The sequence below is a fragment of the Pseudomonas sp. AC016 genome, assembly GCF_979253365.1.
The window spans coordinates 31,391-51,529 of record NZ_CEEDCC010000002.1; the positions used below are offsets into that span (position 1 = coordinate 31,391).

The following is a 20,139-nucleotide window of genomic DNA, read 5'->3' on the forward strand; positions in this document are numbered from 1 at the left end:
CCCATGCAAACAGATGGTGAGTTAATGAACACTTTGCACGCGAAGAAGCGATCCAATGTTGTGGTATGTCTCAGATACCTGACATGCCTTTTGGCAATTTTGGCTATTTCGCATGGCGGCTTAACTCTCGCTGCAGACAGTGAAGCGTTTGTGGCGGGCGTTTCGATAGCTACCGGGTTAGCAGCACTCACGCTGATTTGGATAGCTCTCCGCATCGAAACGGCTCAGGAAGCTTTTCAGCAAGTCTCGAATGACCAACTGAAACAGCTGTTGAGAGACGCCGAGCGGCTGAACTTCTGGCAAGCACACGACTGGTACACCGGCGAGAGAACTGCTGATGGTGTCTGGCGATTCTTTCATGCTGAAGATGCTGAGGGCCAGTGCTGTACAGGAGCAAGCCTACGTGAGGCTCTAGATGAGTTTCAGAGGACTCAGCCAGATCTGCGCGGTGCAATGGACGACGCTGATGCCTGGAAAGGATGACGTGGTTCCAGCACTACCCGCAAGCAGGGCAGGGGCAGTGTGACTTGTCGCGCTGCACATGACCTGCCACCAAGCCGCATGGCGCGGTAGGCCTTGCTAATGCCTTAGCCGTGCAGATGGATGAATAAAGAGGGGATAAAATGTCGCGAAGCTCAAAGTTAATGTATACCGGACTGCCGTTTTGTCTTGCTGGTATGGTTCTTGATCCGCATGCATTTGGTTACGGTGCTGTTGTGTTGGCTGGCGTCGGTTTGACGATCGTAGGAGGTTGGTTTTGGTGGCGTGACCGTGCGTAATCGGAATTTATCCCGGCGTTGACCGCGCATTTTTTCAACCTATGGCCGGGAAAGCGTTCAGTACTTCACTTTGAAAGTCGGGGAATCCTCCGGCCGCTGACCGCGCCGATCGTACAGCCGTGTCGTGCTGATGTTCGCGTGACCCAGCCAGATCTGCACCTTCGCGATATCGGCGTCATGCTCCAGCGCATTCGTCGCGGCCGTTGCCCGCAGACCGTGGACGCCCAATCCGTCCACGTGTATCTGCGCAGCGCTTGCCCACTTGCTGACCACACCATACACCCCCTTGCCGGTAATCCCGGTACCGGACGTCTTGCCGCGTAACGAGCGGAAGAGGGCACCGGGCGTCTGTGCTCGATCTCCGTCACGCACCAGGTACACGTAGATCCGCTCAGCTGCGACTGGATGCAGGGGCAGGTAGCGGATCTTGCCGCCCTTGCCGTGGATCCGCAGGTGTTTCACGCCTCGACGCTCCTGCAGGTCGCCCGTCTGCAGCAAACTCAACTCTTCGCGTCGCAACCCGTGGTACAGCAGCACCGCCAGAATGGCCCGGTCGCGCACGCCCTGGAGCGATTCGGCGTCCGGTGCATCGAGCAGCCGCTTGGCCTGGTCATCGCCCAGGGCAGGTGTCTTGCCCTCGTTGGTTTCCACCTTCGGTCGTGCGACACCATGCACCGGGTTGCCCCCGGCCAGTGCGTTGTTGTTCAGCAGGTAGTCGAAGAGGCTGGCCAGCGCCGCCAGTTTGCGCCGGATCGTGGCTCCCGACAGCGCGCTGCGCTCCAGCTGGGCGCGCCAGGCTAATACGTGCGCTCGCGTGACCACGCGAAACTCTTCGGCACCTGCCAGGCCGACAAAGCCGCAGAAGTCGCGCAGATCCGCCTGGTATGCACGGCGGGTGCGTGGATTGCGGATATTGGCGAACCACTCGACCGCTGCCGGCACTGTGGCCAGCTCCTGGAACTGCAGGGCGGTCAGTCGACGCTCACCGGCGCCATCGGCCATCACCAGCTCGCTCATGCGCTGCGCTCCGCATCGTGCCGCGCCTTGATCGCTGGCCACTCGGGGGAGGCCATTAGTTCGCGTATCAGGCGTTCGTGTTCAGGTTCGGGCACCAGGTGTTGCCAGCGCTGCTGTTCCAGCTCCATCTGCTCAACGCCGCGCAGCTGCTGCTCGATCCGTCCACCCGCTGCGCCCAGGCGCGTCCGCGCCTCGTACCAGAAGTCATCAGACGTGGCGTACTGGTACAGCGGCACGATAGGGATCCTGTGTGTTTGCCAAAGGTGCCAGAGGACCGCCATGCCAATACCTTGCCGGTGCCGGTCGGGACTGACCTCGATCATGTTGATGTACAGGCGGTCGCGCAGTGGATTGATGCTGTAGTCGATGTGACCCACACGCTGGCCGTCGACCTGGATCAGATCGATGAAGTCGGTACCGGGATACGCAAAATGACCTGGTAGACATTCGGTGCGCTCGTTGACCAGCGTCACGGGACGCGCTGCCACATAAATACCGTGCCGTCTACTGAATAAGCCGCAAATCCTGCTGAAAATCGTCATGTGCCCGCCTAAGGTCGAAAGAGCCGATAACGTATTTTATCACCTCTTTACGAGACGGCCGTTTGAAACCGTGTCGAACCGCACGATCTGTAAAAAACACCACTTGAAATGCAAATGTGGGACAATTTCAAGTTGGCAAGCAACTCGACCCGATACCGTAGAGGCAAACATCGTGGGAACGCGTTATCTGAATCCCGGCTACGTAGACCCGGAACACCTGGAAAAACTGATTGGCTTCACCAGGATCGATAGCAAAGGGGTGAAGTCAGCGCTTCACTCTTATTTCGTGGAAGGTTATTCGCAGGCTGACATCTGCCGTGGATCGGGAATAAGCGCATCACAGATGAGCCGAAAGGTATCTGACATCGAGCGTGTGGATAGGAAGGTCCGCGACGTTCTGAAATTTTACTAAATAGTAAAATATCGTTCGCAGATGTTTACCGTTAAGTGTAAACTACCGCCAATGGTAGCGCTGTGCTGTGCAGCGTTGTTTAAAACTTGATTCGAAAGGGATTGTAATGAAACTGACTATTGCGCACGTCTTAGCTTTGATTGTTGCGGTAGCACTTCTGGACGTTGGCCAGACCTACATGAACGCACTGGCGTCCAAGGCTGGAGCAATTGTACTTGCGCTGACCGTTCTACTGCTTATCGCAGATATAGCAGTGGCATGCGTTGAATCGTTTCGCGAAGCAGACCAAGATACCTGTAACCCACATAGCAAATAGGAGGCTACAGGACATGGATGTAGATTCTGTAACCGATATTTTAGAGGCCATTGCGGACGTAAAGTTAGATCCGCAAGGGCGCTCTGCCTTGGCAAGCGTTGCGGTAGGCATGAAAGACGATGCAAGTTTAGGGGATCTTATCGAACTCTTGCGGAGTGAACATCAAGATCTGCCCGGCCTGGCTGGTACTGATACGAGATTTCTTGAAGCCTTGAGAATCGGTGTCCGTAGCTTTGATTTCGATGAAGGCGACTGACATACCTGTTCAAGTTATTCTAACAAGCCCTGTGCTCACAGGGCTGTCTACACTAAACCGATTCTACAGAAAAAATCATCTTCTCAATGAGCAGGTTAACAGTGTACTGAATCTCCATAAGCGAGTCGTTGTGTAACGACTTGTCCGTTTCGTAAAAATCCCACCCACCGATCTTTTTTGGTATGACATCGTCAAACGTCATCGCGCCATAACTTTTATACGGTTCACCCAGCGCGTGTCTCACTTCAGCTCGGGTGGTTAAGTCACCGTAAGGTTCTGGAAGCGTGCCACGATATACAGCTGTTTCGGAATCCGCGCATCTGGTTACGTGTATTGATTGAAACCTATGTGTGGCCGGGTCAAAACTAAGTTCTAATCCGGGCACCGGTTCAATATCAACACTGTCAGTGTCGTACAGCTCTTGTGGCGGTGTGTCAGGTAATAGGCCCTTCGCTACCATAGAAGCGAATTGAGAGCCAAGATTTTTAATCAGTAGACCAATAGTCGTTGAGTCTGGAAGCATTTGTTACCTCCCCAGGTAAAAATATTTATGCATATCACCTATTCTTTGTTTTCGTGCTTATTAAGTAAGAAATCAGCCAGTCGTATTAGCTCCTTTAGTGCGTCCGTGTTACCAATTGACAAAATCCTTTGAATGGCTTCATCCCTTAACCTTGGGAGGTGTTCTCTAGCCTCCGATATGTCGGTTGGTGGCAGCAGCTCGGACGGAGAGACGCCGAGTGCTATAGCCAGCTTCATCAGGTGCTCAACGTTTGGAGGACCTGCGCCGCGCTCGTACCGGCTGATCGTCATTTTCTCGCACCCCACCAGCGAGGCTAGCTCTCCCTGTGTGAGATTGCGGGCCTTCCGGAAGGTTTTAACACGGCTTCCGATGTAACGGGTTAGTGGCACAGTGCTTCTCCATGAAATCTAAAGTATTTCATGGAGATAACGCCAGTGATGTAGAAACTACTGCCTACTTTATCCATTTTTGTTTACTTTTAAGTGGTAAAAAACTATCATCCGCTTGCTGGATCCTCCTGCGCTGCGTTCATCCCGGCGCTGGTTCATCCTCTTGACATTTTGGATCCATAGTGTAAAGTGCCAGCTGAAGTGCCATCACTGGTATTTTGTACAGTAAAAACACAAATCTTGACGACCAACAGCTATCTAGGTGCGCTTTTTTTCGGCGCGTTTGTGGCAGGTTGTGCCCAACTGGGAACTGCGATGATGAAAAGCTGGTTTTTGACAATGCATTGCCTTAAAGGCAAGCACCTTGAGGTCGTCGTTCGTAGGCTTGCGGATTTGGGCGTGGAAGCTTATTTACCGACAAGCGTGTCAATGAAGAAAAGGCAAGATTGCTCGTCCTTTAGGATCGTTGAAAAGCAGATGTTCCCTGGTTACATGTTTTTAAGGTTTGACCCCGAGCAGGTTCACACCACAACGATTTCCGACTTCAGAGGCATGAAAGGCTTTGTCCGTTTTGGAACGACGCTTGCTCAACCAAGCAACACGCTTATCGAAGCGTTAAAGCAGTCCTTGCTGCTGCGCATGGATAAGAACGTCAACTGTATTGAGTTTCGGAATCTTCCTGAGGATGTACAAGCATCGCTGGTTGAAATCGCAGCGATTACGTCAACGCTTAATCGCGAGATAGCCTTACTGAAGTTGTTGCAGAAGCTGTCGCATACCGAACCAGCGACAATGCCTCACTCAATGATCGAGCGCATTTAATCGCGTCAATGATTCACCATCTATAGTTGCTGCAGCCTGTCTTCAGGCTGGTGAAACTTTCTATTACCTGCACTACTGATCACTGCTAAGTTGCTTAGCGGTGTTTTTTCTGTGGCTGCATATAAACGACGCACCGGAGGCAACATGAGTGCAGTTACACCTGGTCCATCCTTGCAAGGAGCTGCAAGCGCGGTACTGCCAGAAGGCAAGACAAACAGCGTACACGTAGGCTTTGAGCGCTTTGCGACGCTCAAGATGCTTGCGATCAAGATCAGCTCAGAAATAGGTGATCAGATAACGCCGTCGCAAGTGTGTCAGCGCCTGATCGACTTCTACGGCCCAAAGGTGCGCAATAGCTGGTCAACACCAGTTGCTCCAGGGCCAGGCTCGCCCAAAGCAACTACGAGCAGCGCACATATAGGGTATGAGCGCTTTGCTGCCCTTACAGACCTAGCGATAGCAGTAAGCAGCGACATTCGTGTCCAAGTCACTGCATCGCAGGTCTGCCAGCACCTGGTCGACGTCTACGGCAACGACCTGCAAATGTCTTGGTCGCAAACCAAGCTGAGCGTTGAAAAGGAGTAACTGATGTTGACACCCAGCGCCTTTCTGGCACTGGCCCTGCAATGCGCTCCATCGATTCATCCCTCACTGTTGACGCCAATTGTAAAAACAGAATCTTCTTTCAATCCTTGGGCTATAGGGATTGTTGGGCAGACTTTGCCTAGTCAACCACAGAGCAGGGTTGAAGCGCTGACCGTTATAGAAAGGTTGGTAAAAGAAGGGGCGAACTTCAGCGTCGGTCTGGGCCAGATAAACAAACAACATTTTGATGTCAACCACCCTGAGGTCGTACTTGATCCATGTACGAATTTGAGGATGGCTGCCGCCATAATCGAAAGCTGCTATTCAGCTGCTAATGTTCCTGGTCTTCCAGTCCAGACAGCATTACTAAAAACAATATCTTGTTACTACAGCGGTAATCCTACGCGTGGTTTCAAGTCTGAAAAAGAGTTTGGCGGTTCTAGCCACGTACAGCGTGTAATTGCGAATGCGGATAACCCACGCATAAAAGTGCCAGCGCTGATACCAGACTCTAGCGGCCAGCTGCAAAGTAACGATGTACAAACTCAGCCTTCAGTTCCAGCGACTTACGAGAGCTGGGACGTCATGCGGCAATACCCAAGGTATGACCCGCCCGTTCAGAAGAAGCCACCTGCGCCTATCCAGCAGGAACAACCGCAAGAAAATGAGGAGAGCAGTGATGCTTGGTAAAAAGCTACGAAATTTGGTGCTTATCGTTCTGTGCGCTGCGCCTGCAGCTGCTATGGCAGCAGGTTGGGACGCAGAACTGCAGAAGTGGGGAACTGCGATTCGTTTGGCGCTGTACGCGCTTGGCGGAACGCTTGGCCTGGCGTGCTTGATGTGGTCCGGGATCCAGTGGCAGATCGCACGTGCGACGGGTGATCGCTCGCACACATTCATGGATTACCTGCAGCAGGTCGGTGTCCTCGTCGTAGTGGGCTCAACGATGGTATTGGGTGCCGCTGCCTGGCAAGTGTTTGGTACTGGCGTGCCTGCCTAACGAACACAGGGTTAACAGGAGTAACTGCATGGCTGGCAATAAAAAGCTTCAGGCAATGCGTTTCGAGAGTTACAACGGAATGAGCCGCCCAGCCATGTGGTGGAGCATCCCTATTATGCCGCTCATCGGTCTGTTAATGGCCGCGTTGCTTACGGGCATCGCGGGTACTGTTATTTTTTCCTGGGTTTGGGGTATCGCATTCGCATTTGTGTTCCTTTCAGCAATCATAGCGCTACGTTTTATCTGCCTAGTTGATCACAACTATCTGAGACGGATCCGCTTCGGTTGGAGGCGTATTAAGCTGAATCAAAAGTACGGCAGGGGTCTTCTGCTTACATCCGTAAATCCGTCTTGGAGTAAAGATTATGCCCAACGCTTCGCGCAACAAAGTATTACCGCCCGAAACAAAAGTTCCGCTGCTGCGTTACCACGTACATCCACAAATGGTAACAATGCCCGGTAACAGGCTTTTGAGTTTGGTGCGGGTAAAGGGCATTTCTTACGATACTCGCGACGACGATGATCTTGTTGCGCTTTATCATGCTCGGAACGCTTTCTTTCTGGCCATTGGCAAGAAAGAGGGTAAAAACCTGATGGTGCAAACGTGGACGACTAAAACAGGGATTGAACTCAACACCACGTATGTCCTTCCTTTGCAGCCATTACAAGACTTCGTCGACGAATACACGGCCGGTTTTCGTGACGGTCGGTTCAAAGAGGTTGGTTATTCATTCGCGCTGATTCTCAAATATCGTGATGTTGACGACGGTATACGTCGAATGAAAGAGCTGTTAGATACATCGGTGAAAATGCTTACCGACTTCGACCCTGCGGTAATGGCGCTTGAAGAAACAAAGCACGGCGCACTTTTCTCGCAGGTCGGTCGATTTGTCAGTCTTCTGGTAAATGGCCATGAAGAAGACGTTCTTTTGAGTGACACGCGCTTGGGCGAAGCAGCTATTGACAGCGTGACGAGCTTTGAGCAATACGATTTTGTTGAGAACCGCCCCAACCGAGGGGGTCGTAGGTTTGCAACAACGTACGACCTCAGAGATTATCCGAACGCAGGTTCTTTCCCTGGCATGTGGGACGAGGCTGTGGAAGCACAGTTCGAATTCACTTTAGTGCAAACGTTTTTGTTTATTGATCGGAATAAAGCGAAAAGCGATTTCCAAAAACACGTCGCGGATCTAGGGGCGGTCGAGAAAGATTCCAAACAAACAGAAGAACTCGAAAACGCAGTACAGGACATAATACTGGGTGACAAAGCCTTCGGTCGTTACAGCGCATCACTGATTGTGTATGGCGATACCCCTGATGACGCGATCGATAACGGATCGAAGATGGCGTCCGTCTTCTCAATTCGAGACGCAACCTTTCGAAGGTCAACGATGAGCAACGTTGACACCTGGTGCAGCCAATCCCCAGGCGTGACTGAAACTATGTATCCAATGGTTAAGTCAACAGAAAACCTGGCTTGTACATTCTCTATGCATACAAGCCCAACGGGTAAAGCTCATGGGAACCCCATCGGCGATGGCACCGGACTGGTGCCGGTAAGGACCGTAACGGATGGACTGTTCATTCTTAATATGCATGACAGTTCCCCTGGTCAAAACAATTTAGGTGAGTTGTTGCCAGGTCATATGGCAGTAACTGGCGCTACAGGTGCTGGCAAGACAACAACAGAAGGTGTGATAGTGACCTTCCTTAGCCGGTTCGATAACATGATTTTCTGCATCGACTACAACGAGTCGTTCAAGAACTTACTAGAATCGCTTGGTACACAGTATTACAGTATTCAACCCGGTGAATTCACAGACATAAATCCATTCCAATTCGATGATTGCACTGAGTTGCGTGAGTTGCTATTCGACAATGTGCTTTGTTGCGCAGGCGGGAAAGAGAAGAACGGCGAGGAAGACCAGGAAGACATCCATAAGGCTATTGCTTCAGTCATGAACCACTCTGTTCGCGAACGCCGTGGCATGTCGTTGCTGATTCAAGGTATCACTGATAAAGGTGGTGACTGCCTGCACGCCCGGTTAGTGAAGTGGTGCCGACTCGCGAAAGGCCGTCAGGGACGTAACGCGTGGGTGCTTGACAGCCCGATAAACAAGTTCGACGCAAAGCTGTACAAGCGTCTGGCTTATGATTGCACCCGCGTACTTGATAAAGAATATGCGGTCAAGAATCCCGAGATATTAGAGGTGCTGCTTAATACCCTGTTCTACATGAAGCGCCAAATGCATCAATGCGCGCCGGGATCGCTTTTGTTGAACATAGTGGCTGAATACTGGGTGCCGCTGTCGTTTGAAAGTACAGCAGAAAAGATCAAGGAGATCTTGAAAAGTGGTCGTATGCGCGGCGAAATGTTGATGATGGACACGCAGTCGCCTGAAGACGCCATCAACACCAAATATGCACCGGCTGTGATTCAGCAGGTGATCACGTCGGTATGGCTTGCTAATCCACGGGCTGATCGAGCTGGCTACGCGAAGTTTGGTATCAAAGGGAAAGTGTTTGACGCGGTAGCTGCTCTACGGCCTCTAGACCGTCAAATGGTTGTTCTCCAGGGGCACCAAGCTGTTCAGCTGAAAATGGTCCTGGATGACCGCTTGAAATACTGGCTGCCGCTTCTGTCCAGTACCACAAAGAACATTGCAGTTGCCACGCGTGTGAAGGCTGCGCTGAAGACAAAGGACCCGCGCATTTGGGTGCCAGCGTTCCTGATCGCCGAGCATGTACGGCAGGCGCTCAATACTGATAACCCTGAAGTCTGGCTACCAGCGTACTTCCAGGCACAAGCCGTATGCTCGTCGCTGCAGACAAACGACCCGTCAGTATGGATGCCTGTCTTTATGGCCGAACACAACAGCCTTCCTGCGCTGGAAAATCCTCGGAGTGTGACCCTTGAAAAATAAACTATATAGCGCGCTTTTCGTCGCTACGTTATTAACGTCCGCGCCGCTAATCGCTACGGCAATTGGTGTTCCAACGCTTGATGCAGCTACCGGGCTGATCTTAAGTGAAAATGCGGTGGCTCAAGCAACTCAGGCCGCCGATGCGCTGAAGATGGCTAAAAGCGGTATCATGCAAGTCAAAGAACAATACGATAACTACAAAAGTATTGTTACAGGAAATGACATGCTTGGGGATTTCCTCAACAATCCCAAGTTGAATCAAGTCCTACCAATGGGCGACTGGGCCGAGGTTTACAACACCGGGCAGGATATTGTCGGCTTGCGTGAGCGTTACGGTCTGACATCAAACAATGCTACTGTTCAACAGAAGTTTGACAGGCTTTTAAACGCTGCAGGTGGTCTTGAACGGATGTATGATGCGAGTACTGAGCGTGTTCGAAACGCACAGTTCCTGCGCGAGCGGTTGAACGTAGTACAAACACCGCAGCAACGAGAGGATCTGCAGCTGCGCTACCAGCAGGAGCTGATCGAGCAGCAGAACCAGCAGATACGTCTAACCAACCTGGCGATGCTGCAGCAGCAGCAAGAGAAGATTGAAAACACTCAACGGGCACAAGCCTTTGAGGACTACATGCTAGGAAGGACTAAAAAGATACCTTCCTACTGACCGAAAGGAAGATACGTTATGCCTCTTAAATTCAAGCTTGCACTGTCTTTTGTCCTTGCAACTGCACTTTTGTCGGGATGCGACGCGAACAAGGGGTCCGCCTTTGCCGGACGATGGGTCAGTACGACACAAGAATCAACCGCGAAGCAGGGTCAGACAGTGCTGGAAATCACGCCCGATAACGCGATGTACCACATTGACGTTACGAAGGTGGCACACAATGTGATACGGAAGGGTGATACCCAAGAGTACAAATCGAAGCTTGAAGGTAAGGCGGAGTCGGATAACGTTTTGAGTTTGGTTGGAGGGCTTGTGACCATGCGTCTGCAAGATGGAAAAATCTTGTATGAGGATAAAGAGTTTGTAAAATCCAAATGACGGATTATCTATGGAAAAATTCGAGTTACACATAGCTCAGCAGCTTTTCGATTTCGTTGATGCGGCATTGATCAACATTTTGTCCGGTGGCATGAATAAAGTCATGCTTGCACTAGGTGGAATATTCGGAACGTTCTGGCTCATTCATTTTACTATGCGAAATATCCTCTGGCTTTATCAAGGCATAACGGGGATATTTCGCGATGTTGTATTTGAAATTCTTAAGGTCGCTTTTATCGCCGGACTGGCCTGGAACGTTCCCTGGTACGCTAAGACCATTGTCCCGTTCGTAACAGGATTCCCTGCATGGATGGGAGGTGTTATGTCAGGCCAAGACGGGAATCAGGTAAACCAAGTGGACACTATGATCAGTGTTTACGTCAATTCTCTTCTTGAACTCATAAACGCTATGAGCTTTAACATTATCACGACGTCGTTTTCCCAGGTTTATTTGGGTATCCAGGCGGTCGTATTCTACCTTGTCGGAGGTTTACCGTTTCTGATGGTTGCCGTAGGTACTTTGTGTACCTTGAAGGTAGTTACCAGTGCGATTTTGGCTATTGGCCCGCTGTTTATAGCGTTTTCGTTGTTCGAAAGAACGCGGCACTGGTTTTTCAATTGGGTTGCGCTTATAGCTGGGTTTATGCTCACGCAGGTTTTGTTTGCTGTTATTCTTGGGCTTGAGATTAACTTTATCAATACCAACATAATTGTGAATGGTGTTATTGATACAAGCTTCGTGGGCAATTACTCAATGCTGATTTACTTCGCCTGCTTTACTTTGCTTGCGACTGAGTTGCCCAACTACGCGGCATCAATTATGGGCGGTGGCAGTTCTGGTGGTGTAGGCGGACTGGGCGGCATCCTAAAGAAGGGTACTGGGCTTAGTACCGCCACCAATGCTACTAAAGCAGCTGCCAAGTTTATCGGTAGCAAAGTTGGTAATAGAAACAACATCGGCGCTTAATCTCCCAGCTCTCTCCGCATCGCGATATACCTCGATCAAAGGTCAAATCTATGAATAGCAAACTTGCTTCGGGCGGGCTGCTTTGCGCTGCCTTGCTTACAGGCTGCTCGGGTAGTCCGCAGTTGACGCTACCTACCGGGAAGTGGGAAGAACTGAATATTCCTTCGCATCCGCGACAAAGTAGTGGGTTCTCACAGATCGCTGCCCCAACGAGCGGCACATCAGCGCTGCCAGCGGCGCCCGTGACAGCGGATAAAGCGCCGGTGTCCGCTGCGAAGCCTCCGCTCGCTTCTCTGCCTGCTCCGAACCCCCAGGTACAGCCATCCGCAGCCAAAGTGGGTGAGAAGCCCACCAAGGCCGTTACCGCTCCGTCCGTAACTGCAAATGCCAGCGCCGCTCCTAAGGTGCCTGAAACGTCCACTACGGCACCTGCCAAGTCGTTCCCAGCTGTACCAGCAGCGCCGGTTGTTACGGTCGTCGCTCCGGAAGCCAAGCCTATCAAACCGCCTCCGGTGCCCAAGCCTGTATGGGACGCGCGCGCCGGTGAGACGCTGCGTTCAGTTATCACTCGCTGGAGTCAGAAGGCTGGCTACCATGCCGACTGGCAAGCTCAAGGACTGGACTATCCGATCGAGGCACCGCTTCGGTTTGAAGGTAGCTTTGAGGAATCAGTCATCAACATTTTCAAGTTGTATGACACCGCAGAGCGCCCGTTCTGTGTTGATGGTCGACGTGGCCAGCTGCGTCTGAACATTTCTGAAAATACCAATCCTGCAACCCAGTGTTCGAGGCCTTCGCCATGAAAATCCGTTCTCAAGCAGCGGTGCTGTCCTTTGCCGTGGCTTCTGTGTTCCTGGCAGGCTGCGAAACAAAACGCGTCACAGAAACAATGGATCGCGTGGATGGCACCTCCGCGAAACTCAGTGCTTTGACAAGCTCCCTCCGGAACAAGCCTGAGCCATCGAGCAAGTCAGTCATGTTCAGCAACGACCAGTGGGTTAACACACAACCCCTGGTATTGAAGAAGGGCTTACCACAGGCCTTGGACTGCGATATTTCTTTCAACGAAGACATGTCGTTGCAGCGGTTCGCGCAATGGGTGAGTGAGACATGCAAGGTGCCGGTACGCATTTCACCAGATGCGCTGGACAACGGTGCGTCGTACATCCGCAATCGTTCGCCAGACAAGGGCGCTGCTGCCTATGCCGGTCCACCGCCTGCAGTACCGCCTGCAGCAGCTGGTGATCAGTACGCAGATTTGTTTCCTGGTTACAGCGGTTCCAACGCAACGGCTCAAGCTTACGCGCCAAGTATGCGGATGGGCTTGGGGCCTGCGGCTATTCGCGTCCCGAACCCTAAGTATCAGGGGAAGCTGTCAGGTTTGATGGAGACCGTCACAGGCAGCATGGGTCTTTCTTGGCGCTATGATTTCGCTACGAGCGCGATCACCGTCTTCTACTTGGAGACGCGCCAGTTCTCGATCTTTGCTTTCAACAAAGGCTACAACTACAACTCATCAGTAAAATCCGGGATGGCGTTCGCCTCTGGTGCATCCAGTTCGGGACAAGGCGTGTCTTCAGGTGGATCAAGCTCGGGCGCATCAGGTGACTCAGGTAGCAACCAGAGCACTGTAACTACGATGACGTCAGCTCTGCTGGATGACATATCAGCAACCGTCAAAAGCATGTTGACGCTCGACCAGATGTCGTTTTCCAGGGCAACCGGCGTTTTCAGCATTACGGACCGACCGGACGTCCTCGATCGCGTTAAAAGCTATCTCGACACCGAAAACGAAAAGATCACTAAACAGGTGTTGATCAACGTTGAGGTGGTGTCTGTCAAACTCTCTGATCGTGACCAATACGGCATTGATTGGAGTCTGGTTTACCAGACTGTGAGAGGTACGTGGGGGTTCGGGCTGGGCAACACTATGCCTGGCATTGATGGTAGCGCTGTAAGCAGCACTATCAGCATCTTGGACACGGCTGGCTCGCCCTGGGCCGGGTCCAAAGCTATCGTCCAAGCGCTATCGCAGCAGGGTCGTGTTTCATCGTACCGCGCACCTTCTGTCACGACGCTCAACCTGCAGGCAGCGCCGGTGCAGATCGGTAAGGTCAAGGGCTATCTCGCAGCGAGCCAAACGACACAGTCCGCGAACGTAGGGTCCAGTACGGCTTTGATACCTGGCTCGATCACATCCGGCTTCAACATGTCGCTGGTGCCGATGGTGATGCCCAATAAGCAGCTGCTGATGACGGTTGCGATAAGCATGACGAGCGAGCCGGTACTTGAAACCATCACCAGCGGTACAGCGAGCCTACAAACGCCGGATTACGAGGTACAGATTTTCGACCAAAGTGTGAAATTGCGCAGTGGTCAGACTCTGGTACTGAGTGGTTTCGATCAGACAACTGACAACGCTTCCAAGCGTGGCACCGGAGCTGCGTGGAACTTCTTGTTCGGTGGTGGCGGACTCAGGGATACGAACAGAGACGTCGTCGTGTTGATGCTTACACCGATAATCATGGAGTGATCCATGTCATCTAATGCAAGCGACATCCAAGTTGTAACGATCAACGGAAAGCAGTTCGTCTCTGGCCTGGTGTGGGAGCCGTTGAAAGACAAAAACTACATGCGAGAAGCCCGTGAAATAGGCAAGCGCGAATCGATGGATATTGTCGCGATTCGCAAAGGCCTGATGGCACAGGCAGGGTTTGTTAAAAAGGGAAATGGTGTCAACAAGGGTATGTTTTCCCTGGCTTCAGCCTTGGCTGGCCAGATCAAGGTCGACTCTTGGATTGGTGCTTTCCTTCTGCCTAACGCGCAGTACGCACTTGTCGCCGTGCATAACGGCCTCATCGTTCCTGAGTACGACCTGATCAGCGATCGGTTAACGGTCATGCAGCGTCTGAAGGAATTGGATAGCCAGACGCGAGTTATGGCTTTCGACAAAGCCTTTCATCCAGACGACTTCGAACATCGAGGTTCGGCTCTCGACATCGAGCTGCTGCTGAAACCCGAGGTGATCCGCAAGGAATATGCACTCAAACAACTGACGTTCGGGCTGACGCGGCGCGAAATCATTCAGCTGAGTGTACTGCTGGCCGTATTTGTAGTGCTGTGCATCGGTTACATGCAATGGCAGGCCTACCAGGCAAGGGAAGCGCTGCGCATCGCCCAGCAGATGGAAGCGCAACGGTTGAAGGAACTCGAAGAACTTAACGCAAGGGCAGGGGCCGAACTGACCGCACAAGCCTTGGAACATCCCTGGGCCGATCAGCCGAGCATTGCAGACTTCTTGGGTAGCTGTCAGACGACGCTCGATGGTTTACCACTGTCGGTAGGCGGCTGGATGATTGAAGCAGGATCCTGCACGCCGATCGCTGTGGAATCTGTCTACCAGCGCGCAGGTACAACAACCTTCAACGATCTTGTGCATGCGAGCCGTGGCAGGTTTGCAAATCCGCCAGAGCTGCTCGCTGGCAGTGATCGCGCCAGGCTGCGTGACGATATGAAGATGGGCGCTGGTGGTGATGACGAGCTGGTGCCTTTCGAACATCTTCAGGCCGACTTCATGTCGCATTTTCAACGGCTGGATCTGAAGCCTGAGATCAACACGGTAGCGGTCGTCGTTCCACCACCTGCGCCTATGCCTGGTGGTGAAACGCCGCCTCCGCCGCCGGTGCCCGACTGGCAGCAATTCAGTTTCTCGTTGACGTCGACGTATAGACCGCAGGACCTGTTTTCGGACCTCGGCCTACGCGGTGTTCGTCTTACCGAAATTTCTGTTGTACGCACAGGCACACAGCTTGCCTGGTCAGTGAAAGGAGACATCTATGCGCGTTAACAAGACATTGGCCGTGCTATTGATCGCTGCTGTCTGCCCCGTAGTCGCTGCAGCTGATGAATCTGCCAGCGCGGCTGCGTCGGCAACAATTGGTGATTTGCAGCAGGTACAAAGTGAAACCGTGATGCTCGATGCCAAAGTGAAGCGCGCCGAGGCAAAAGGCAAGTTGCGCAAGGCAATGGTAGAGACGGGCGATGATTTGCAGGCGGCGAGTTCTGAAGACTCACCTGTAGAGACATCAGTGATCGTGACCGACCTTCCCACGGTCATCGGGATTTCAGGCGCAGCAGGGCGCTTGTTTGCGACATTGCGGTATCCCAACGGTACAACCGTAAGCGCGAAATCAGGGGATCAGATATCGGGTGGCTATCACGTTTCGCAAGTCGGCATCGATACCGTAACGCTTACCCGTGGTGATCGGCGGCTACCGCTGCAATTTGGCTTTGCCACACCGCCAATCCAAGCAGCAGGAGCTGGCAATACAGGCGCTGCAGGCAGACTTCCTGGTGTTCCTACTAACTCAATGATTCCGCTGCGCTAGGAGAGTGGTATGTCCAATTTGGCTGTAATTGAAGTACAACCAGTCACGACACTCAGTGGTCCTGGTGAACGATTGGAGGTCGACGACCATCTACGCGGCGTCGTGTGTCTTACCTCCGATAATATCGTCCACGTCGTGAACGGTTACGCAGCAGATCCGCATGTACTGGCGTACATCGCCAGAGTAAGTCGGTTAGTCGGTTCCCGACCAGGCGTTGAGTACGTGACGCCTGAAGAAGTGCAGAAGCTGTACGGTGCAAACAAGCTGCAGTCTACAAGCCGGGTCACGCAACCTACAGTGACGTCCGGCAAAGGTAAGCATGAACAGGTCGTAGAGCTACTTCGTAAGGCAACCAGCGCGGGTGCGAGCGACATGCATATAGTCGCAACCCCGAAGGGGCATGAGGTCCGTTTTCGTGTGCACGGGTCTTTGGAACGGATCGAGAACTTCGCCGGTGACGACGGCCAAAGCGTCATGTCTGCTATTTACGAAACCATGTGCGAAAAGAATAAGCACAATTACAGGCCTGGTGAAACTCAAGACGGCAGGTTGAAGAGTGACTTTGTGACCGAATGCGGGTTATTTGGTGCTCGAATTTCAACACGACCCAGCTTGAATGGCCCTGGCATGGTGATGCGCTTGCTGTATGACAGCGGCAAGCGTTTGACTCTCGAAGAACAGGGCTGGTTGCCATCGCAGATCGAGGCTTTCGATAGACTGATCCATCGCAACGACGGCATGGTCTATCTGACCGGCACTACGGGGTCAGGCAAGTCCACGAACATGCAAGGCCTGTTGAGCATGCTGCTCAGCGCAATGGACTACCGCATCAGTCTTGTGACTGTGGAAGATCCTGTTGAATATCGGATCGAAGGGGCGAATCAAACGCCGCTTGGGCCGCAGGAATCGTGGGCACAAGCCATCCGAAACCTGATGCGCCAGGATCCCGATGTAATCATGGTAGGTGAGGTGCGTGATAGTGAATCGGTATTAGCAGCGTTCCAGGCAGCTTTGACGGGCCACGGTACGTGGTCGACGCTGCATGTGAACTCCGCTGCTGCTTCATTCCAGCGACTAAGTGACCTCGGCGTGCATGCAAACCTTCTTCATGACGCTGCGCTGGTGAAAGGCCTGGTGAATCAGTCATTGACCCGAATCCTGTGCGAGCATTGCAAAGTCCCGTACCTGGAGCTGCGTCACCTGTTAGATCGGACGCTAGCAGAGCGGGTCGACAAGTTTTGCATTCCGGAAGCTGTACATCTTGCCGGTGAGGGTTGCAGTCATTGCGAAGGCCGGGGAGTGGTAAACAGGGCCGCGATCGGCGAGATCATCCTGCCTAACCTTGAGTTCATGCGCAAAATGCGCGAACACGGTAAGCCTGAAGCACAGGTTTACTGGGTCAACGAACAGGGGGGCATCACCAAGAATGCTCACCTGTTGCATCGCATCAACCAGGGCGTGGTAGATCCGCGTCATGGCGAGCGTGACGTGTGTCCTCTCGACGAGGACCAGGTGACACTCGGCAAGGCGGGTGCGTAATGATGGATCTGGTGAATCGGCTCACTGGCGGTCTAACGCATGGCTTCGCTGCATGGCAAATGCGCCATATGGGCGAGAAACGAATCATGTTTTACGAGAGCCTTCAAAACCTGGTTGAAAACGGTATCAGTCCTAACGATGCGCTGAAGGAACTCAACAAGATCTGGAGCGAGGGCAATCCTGATTCGAGGGAAGCCCTGGCGATCGTGTCAGCGGATCTGATGGTTCAACTTACCGATGGTGCGGCAATCAGCCAGGCGTTGTCGCGTTGGGTGCCGTACGAAGAAGCATCACTGATCGCCGCTGGGGAACGCAGTGCTGCAGGATTTAGCCAGGCGTTCGACGACGTGATCAAGGTCATCGAGGCCAAGCAGGAAATCAGCTCAGCCGTTAAGTCGGCTGTCATGTACCCATCGTTTCTCATGCTACCCATGAGCGTCCTGCTGTGGGCCGTGTCTGAAAAGCTGGTCCCTAAGATTGCTCAGGTAGCGGACCCTGAAAAGTTCACAGGCAGTTCGTACCTGCTATATCAGTTGTCACAGTACGTCACTAACTGGGGGCTGATCACCATCGCGGTGCTGCTTATCATGATCGTATTGTTTGCATACAGCTTGCCTAGATGGACCGGGCCTGTACGCGCTGTATTCGACAAAGGCCCGTTCTACTCAACCTACAGGATCGTTCACGGCTCCACGTTTCTGCTTAATTTGGCGGTGATGATGAGAGCGAATATCCCACCAGACGAAGCGCTGAAAGTGCTTGGAGAATATGCGAACCCGTGGATGAAAGAGCGAATATTGGGCGCTAGGCATGGCCTGATAGTTGGAAGCAATTTAGGTATTGCGCTGGAAAGCGCAGGTCACAGTTTTCCAGACAAACGTGCAATAGACTTTGTAAAGGTGCTCGCAGCGCGGGAGGGCTTCCCCCAAGCCATCAGTAAGTATTCAGCACGCTGGTTGCAGAACAGCATTAAAAATCTTCAAAACGTATCGCGAATAGCGTTCGCCGTAGCAATGCTCATGATGGGCAGTGTTCTTGGCCTTGTAGTGCTAGGCGTTCAGGAGATGCAGTCAAACTTTGAGCAAACCTCAAACAGAACCATCCAGAAATAAAACACAACCCATAGACGTAGAGACTTTTTATGAAAAACAACACTGTGATTAGTGCGAGCAGTTTCGTGCCAAAGAAAGCGTTTCAAGGTTTGAAGCTACAACGCGGCGCGAGTACTATCGAGCTAGTAGTTGTCATCTTGATTGGTATATTGATCCTAGTAGCGGGTTTGGCATGGTTTCCGAAATTGCTCGGCTCTTGGAGCAACTCAAGTGAACTGGAGAACATCACCAGCATCCTTGGAACAACGCAGACGCTTAAAACAGCCAGCGGTTATGGCTCCAGCGGAACGAACCTGGTCACTACTCTACTGGCGAACGACGGCATTCCTGAAACGATGCAGAAAAATGCTGGTGTCGTTTACAACAGCTGGGGTGGCTCTGTAACGGTTACTTCGACAGGCATGGGGTGGACCGTTACCTACAACGGTGTTCCAACGGCGAACTGCATCTTTCTGGCAACCAAGGGGCCAGCAAACAATACCAACTCGTTGAGAATCAACGGTGGTACGGCGATCAAAGGTGAAGTGACAGCAGCAGCTGCGACGACAGGTTGCAACGCTGACTCGAACTCTCTGGCATGGTCTGGTCGCTAATGAACGATGCGCAGAGCAGTATTACGACAAGTGAGTTTACTGACCTGTACGTAAGTGACAGCTTTGCAGAGGTGAAAGGGCTTGCAGGTGTCAATGACACCTACATGCCCGCACCGAAAAGCTGGGACAGCGAGTTACAGGACATACGTAAGCTGTGTGCAGCGGCTCAACAACAGTCCGGAGGGCCGGAATTCAATATCCGGTTTGGTGATGCGACGTTTCGTGTGACGCACCTCGAAACTGAAGGAGACGGAGGAACATACGTATTACGTCAGCGTAAGGCTGGAATAAGGAAATTCCACGAGTTAGGTATTCCGAAGCACTTTGCGGATGCGATTGTTGCGCCAAATGCTGTTGGCTTGATTTTGTTCTGTGGTGGTTTCGGTGCAGGTAAAACCTCTACTGGGGAGTCATGGATTGTTGAGCGTTTGCTAAATCATGGCGGCATAGCACTTACGATTGAAGACCCAATAGAAACGACAGTTCACGGAAAGCACGGTACGGGGCGCGCAATATCGATAAATGCATCACGTCACAACGGCGGGTTCTACGAGCATTTAATGCGTGGACTGCGCTCGGGCGTGGACTTCATGTTTCTAGGTGAAATTCGGGACTCTGACACTGCTTCGCAGGTTTTAAGCGCTGGTTCCAATGGCGAGCTTATAGCAGCAACATTCCACGCGATGGGTATCCCTGAAGCCTTAGAACGACTTATTGCAACTGCCGCAACCCCGTCAGCGGCTAACTTGCTTGCTGACAGCTTGCTGGGAGTCATTTGGCAGGATCTGACAGTGGTAGTTAAGGATGACAAAACTCAGTTCAAACGTTTTACATCCCAGACACTACTAGTCAGAGGTGATAGCGCGGTACGTGAAAAGATTCGGAAAGGGAATATCGCAAGTTTGCAGCAGGAAATAGATCAGCAAGGTA

At 52.3% G+C, this 20,139-nt stretch carries 25 protein-coding genes; 21 read left to right on the forward strand and 4 right to left on the reverse strand.

Translation table 11 applies throughout. The features are described 5' to 3' along the window. Nucleotides 1-3: 3 nt before the first annotated feature. The gene (locus AC0IXS_RS27270) at nucleotides 4-483 is read left to right on the forward strand and encodes a hypothetical protein (RefSeq protein ID WP_471826388.1); all 480 of its coding nucleotides are present in this window, start codon (nucleotides 4-6) and stop codon (nucleotides 481-483) included. A gap of 353 nt (nucleotides 484-836) precedes the next feature. Here the strand turns inward: AC0IXS_RS27270 and AC0IXS_RS27275 are convergent, their stop codons facing one another. Both AC0IXS_RS27275 and AC0IXS_RS27280 read right to left on the reverse strand, forming a co-directional pair. Further along, on the reverse strand, nucleotides 837-1,796 hold the full coding sequence (locus AC0IXS_RS27275; RefSeq protein ID WP_017707807.1) for a tyrosine-type recombinase/integrase: 960 nt from the start codon (nucleotides 1,794-1,796) through the stop codon (nucleotides 837-839). After that, on the reverse strand, nucleotides 1,793-2,338 hold the full coding sequence (locus tag AC0IXS_RS27280) for a GNAT family N-acetyltransferase (RefSeq protein WP_471826390.1): 546 nt from the start codon (nucleotides 2,336-2,338) through the stop codon (nucleotides 1,793-1,795). The genes AC0IXS_RS27275 and AC0IXS_RS27280 overlap by 4 nt, the downstream gene beginning before the upstream one ends. Here AC0IXS_RS27280 and AC0IXS_RS27285 point away from each other — a divergent pair. The 3 genes from AC0IXS_RS27285 to AC0IXS_RS27295 all read left to right on the forward strand — a co-directional run bounded on the left by AC0IXS_RS27285 (nucleotide 2,337) and on the right by AC0IXS_RS27295 (nucleotide 3,322). Beyond that, a complete protein-coding gene (locus AC0IXS_RS27285) occupies nucleotides 2,337-2,750 on the forward strand; it encodes a PapB/FocB family fimbrial expression transcriptional regulator (protein WP_471826392.1) in 414 nt (137 codons plus the stop codon). The genes AC0IXS_RS27280 and AC0IXS_RS27285 overlap by 2 nt on opposite strands. 106 nt (nucleotides 2,751-2,856) lie before the next feature. Continuing rightward, nucleotides 2,857-3,066 (forward strand): hypothetical protein, encoded by a 210-nt coding sequence (locus tag AC0IXS_RS27290; RefSeq protein ID WP_471826394.1) that lies wholly within the window; start codon nucleotides 2,857-2,859, stop codon nucleotides 3,064-3,066. A 13-nt stretch (nucleotides 3,067-3,079) separates the two neighbouring features. Further along, a complete protein-coding gene (locus AC0IXS_RS27295) occupies nucleotides 3,080-3,322 on the forward strand; it encodes a hypothetical protein (protein ID WP_471826396.1) in 243 nt (80 codons plus the stop codon). A gap of 52 nt (nucleotides 3,323-3,374) precedes the next feature. On the opposite strand, the gene AC0IXS_RS27300 is transcribed toward AC0IXS_RS27295, so the two are convergent. Both AC0IXS_RS27300 and AC0IXS_RS27305 read right to left on the reverse strand, forming a co-directional pair. Further along, on the reverse strand, nucleotides 3,375-3,845 hold the full coding sequence (locus AC0IXS_RS27300) for a DUF6392 family protein (protein ID WP_471826398.1): 471 nt from the start codon (nucleotides 3,843-3,845) through the stop codon (nucleotides 3,375-3,377). 38 nt (nucleotides 3,846-3,883) lie between these two features. Continuing rightward, nucleotides 3,884-4,234, reverse strand: a complete 351-nt coding sequence (locus AC0IXS_RS27305) for a helix-turn-helix domain-containing protein (RefSeq protein ID WP_122423092.1) — start codon at nucleotides 4,232-4,234, stop codon at nucleotides 3,884-3,886. A gap of 240 nt (nucleotides 4,235-4,474) precedes the next feature. Between AC0IXS_RS27305 and AC0IXS_RS27310 the strand changes: the two genes are divergently transcribed. From AC0IXS_RS27310 to AC0IXS_RS27390, 17 genes are all read left to right on the forward strand, one after another. After that, nucleotides 4,475-5,056: a transcription termination/antitermination NusG family protein gene (locus AC0IXS_RS27310; RefSeq protein ID WP_471826400.1), complete on the forward strand. Its 582-nt coding sequence runs from the start codon at nucleotides 4,475-4,477 to the stop codon at nucleotides 5,054-5,056. A gap of 144 nt (nucleotides 5,057-5,200) precedes the next feature. Beyond that, nucleotides 5,201-5,641: a hypothetical protein gene (locus AC0IXS_RS27315; protein WP_449124719.1), complete on the forward strand. Its 441-nt coding sequence runs from the start codon at nucleotides 5,201-5,203 to the stop codon at nucleotides 5,639-5,641. 3 nt (nucleotides 5,642-5,644) lie between these two features. Then, nucleotides 5,645-6,331 (forward strand): lytic transglycosylase domain-containing protein, encoded by a 687-nt coding sequence (locus tag AC0IXS_RS27320; RefSeq protein WP_122423094.1) that lies wholly within the window; start codon nucleotides 5,645-5,647, stop codon nucleotides 6,329-6,331. Then, nucleotides 6,321-6,641 (forward strand): conjugal transfer protein, encoded by a 321-nt coding sequence (locus tag AC0IXS_RS27325; RefSeq protein WP_163019859.1) that lies wholly within the window; start codon nucleotides 6,321-6,323, stop codon nucleotides 6,639-6,641. The genes AC0IXS_RS27320 and AC0IXS_RS27325 overlap by 11 nt, the downstream gene beginning before the upstream one ends. Nucleotides 6,642-6,669: 28 nt before the next feature. Further along, on the forward strand, nucleotides 6,670-7,104 hold the full coding sequence (locus AC0IXS_RS27330) for a VirB3 family type IV secretion system protein (protein WP_471826403.1): 435 nt from the start codon (nucleotides 6,670-6,672) through the stop codon (nucleotides 7,102-7,104). Continuing rightward, the gene (locus AC0IXS_RS27335; RefSeq protein ID WP_471826405.1) at nucleotides 7,007-9,565 is read left to right on the forward strand and encodes a VirB4 family type IV secretion system protein; all 2,559 of its coding nucleotides are present in this window, start codon (nucleotides 7,007-7,009) and stop codon (nucleotides 9,563-9,565) included. Before AC0IXS_RS27330 ends, AC0IXS_RS27335 begins: the two co-directional genes overlap by 98 nt. After that, nucleotides 9,555-10,232 (forward strand): P-type DNA transfer protein VirB5, encoded by a 678-nt coding sequence (virB5, locus tag AC0IXS_RS27340; protein WP_449124721.1) that lies wholly within the window; start codon nucleotides 9,555-9,557, stop codon nucleotides 10,230-10,232. Before AC0IXS_RS27335 ends, virB5 begins: the two co-directional genes overlap by 11 nt. Before the next feature lie 18 nt (nucleotides 10,233-10,250). Next, a complete protein-coding gene (locus tag AC0IXS_RS27345; RefSeq protein ID WP_471826407.1) occupies nucleotides 10,251-10,610 on the forward strand; it encodes a hypothetical protein in 360 nt (119 codons plus the stop codon). Between the two features lie 10 nt (nucleotides 10,611-10,620). Further along, nucleotides 10,621-11,577, forward strand: a complete 957-nt coding sequence (locus AC0IXS_RS27350; RefSeq protein WP_471826409.1) for a TrbL/VirB6 family protein — start codon at nucleotides 10,621-10,623, stop codon at nucleotides 11,575-11,577. Nucleotides 11,578-11,627: 50 nt separating this feature from the next. Next, the gene (locus AC0IXS_RS27355) at nucleotides 11,628-12,380 is read left to right on the forward strand and encodes a TcpQ domain-containing protein (protein WP_471826411.1); all 753 of its coding nucleotides are present in this window, start codon (nucleotides 11,628-11,630) and stop codon (nucleotides 12,378-12,380) included. Then, nucleotides 12,377-14,110, forward strand: coding sequence for a PilN family type IVB pilus formation outer membrane protein (gene pilN, locus AC0IXS_RS27360; protein ID WP_471826412.1), 1,734 nt, complete (start codon nucleotides 12,377-12,379; stop codon nucleotides 14,108-14,110). The genes AC0IXS_RS27355 and pilN overlap by 4 nt, the downstream gene beginning before the upstream one ends. Before the next feature lie 3 nt (nucleotides 14,111-14,113). Further along, on the forward strand, nucleotides 14,114-15,424 hold the full coding sequence (gene pilO2 / locus AC0IXS_RS27365) for a type 4b pilus protein PilO2 (RefSeq protein ID WP_471826414.1): 1,311 nt from the start codon (nucleotides 14,114-14,116) through the stop codon (nucleotides 15,422-15,424). Continuing rightward, nucleotides 15,414-15,965: a type IV pilus biogenesis protein PilP gene (gene pilP / locus AC0IXS_RS27370; protein ID WP_122423040.1), complete on the forward strand. Its 552-nt coding sequence runs from the start codon at nucleotides 15,414-15,416 to the stop codon at nucleotides 15,963-15,965. The genes pilO2 and pilP overlap by 11 nt, the downstream gene beginning before the upstream one ends. Nucleotides 15,966-15,974: 9 nt before the next feature. After that, complete coding sequence (locus AC0IXS_RS27375; protein WP_449124725.1) at nucleotides 15,975-17,504, forward strand: GspE/PulE family protein; 1,530 nt, start codon at nucleotides 15,975-15,977, stop codon at nucleotides 17,502-17,504. Next, nucleotides 17,504-18,616, forward strand: coding sequence for a type II secretion system F family protein (locus tag AC0IXS_RS27380; protein ID WP_449124726.1), 1,113 nt, complete (start codon nucleotides 17,504-17,506; stop codon nucleotides 18,614-18,616). The genes AC0IXS_RS27375 and AC0IXS_RS27380 overlap by 1 nt, the downstream gene beginning before the upstream one ends. Nucleotides 18,617-18,645: 29 nt before the next feature. Next, a complete protein-coding gene (locus tag AC0IXS_RS27385; protein ID WP_471826416.1) occupies nucleotides 18,646-19,209 on the forward strand; it encodes a type 4 pilus major pilin in 564 nt (187 codons plus the stop codon). After that, a partial coding sequence (locus AC0IXS_RS27390) for an ATPase, T2SS/T4P/T4SS family (RefSeq protein WP_471826418.1) occupies nucleotides 19,209-20,139 on the forward strand: 931 nt, incomplete at its 3' end. The genes AC0IXS_RS27385 and AC0IXS_RS27390, both read left to right, overlap by 1 nt.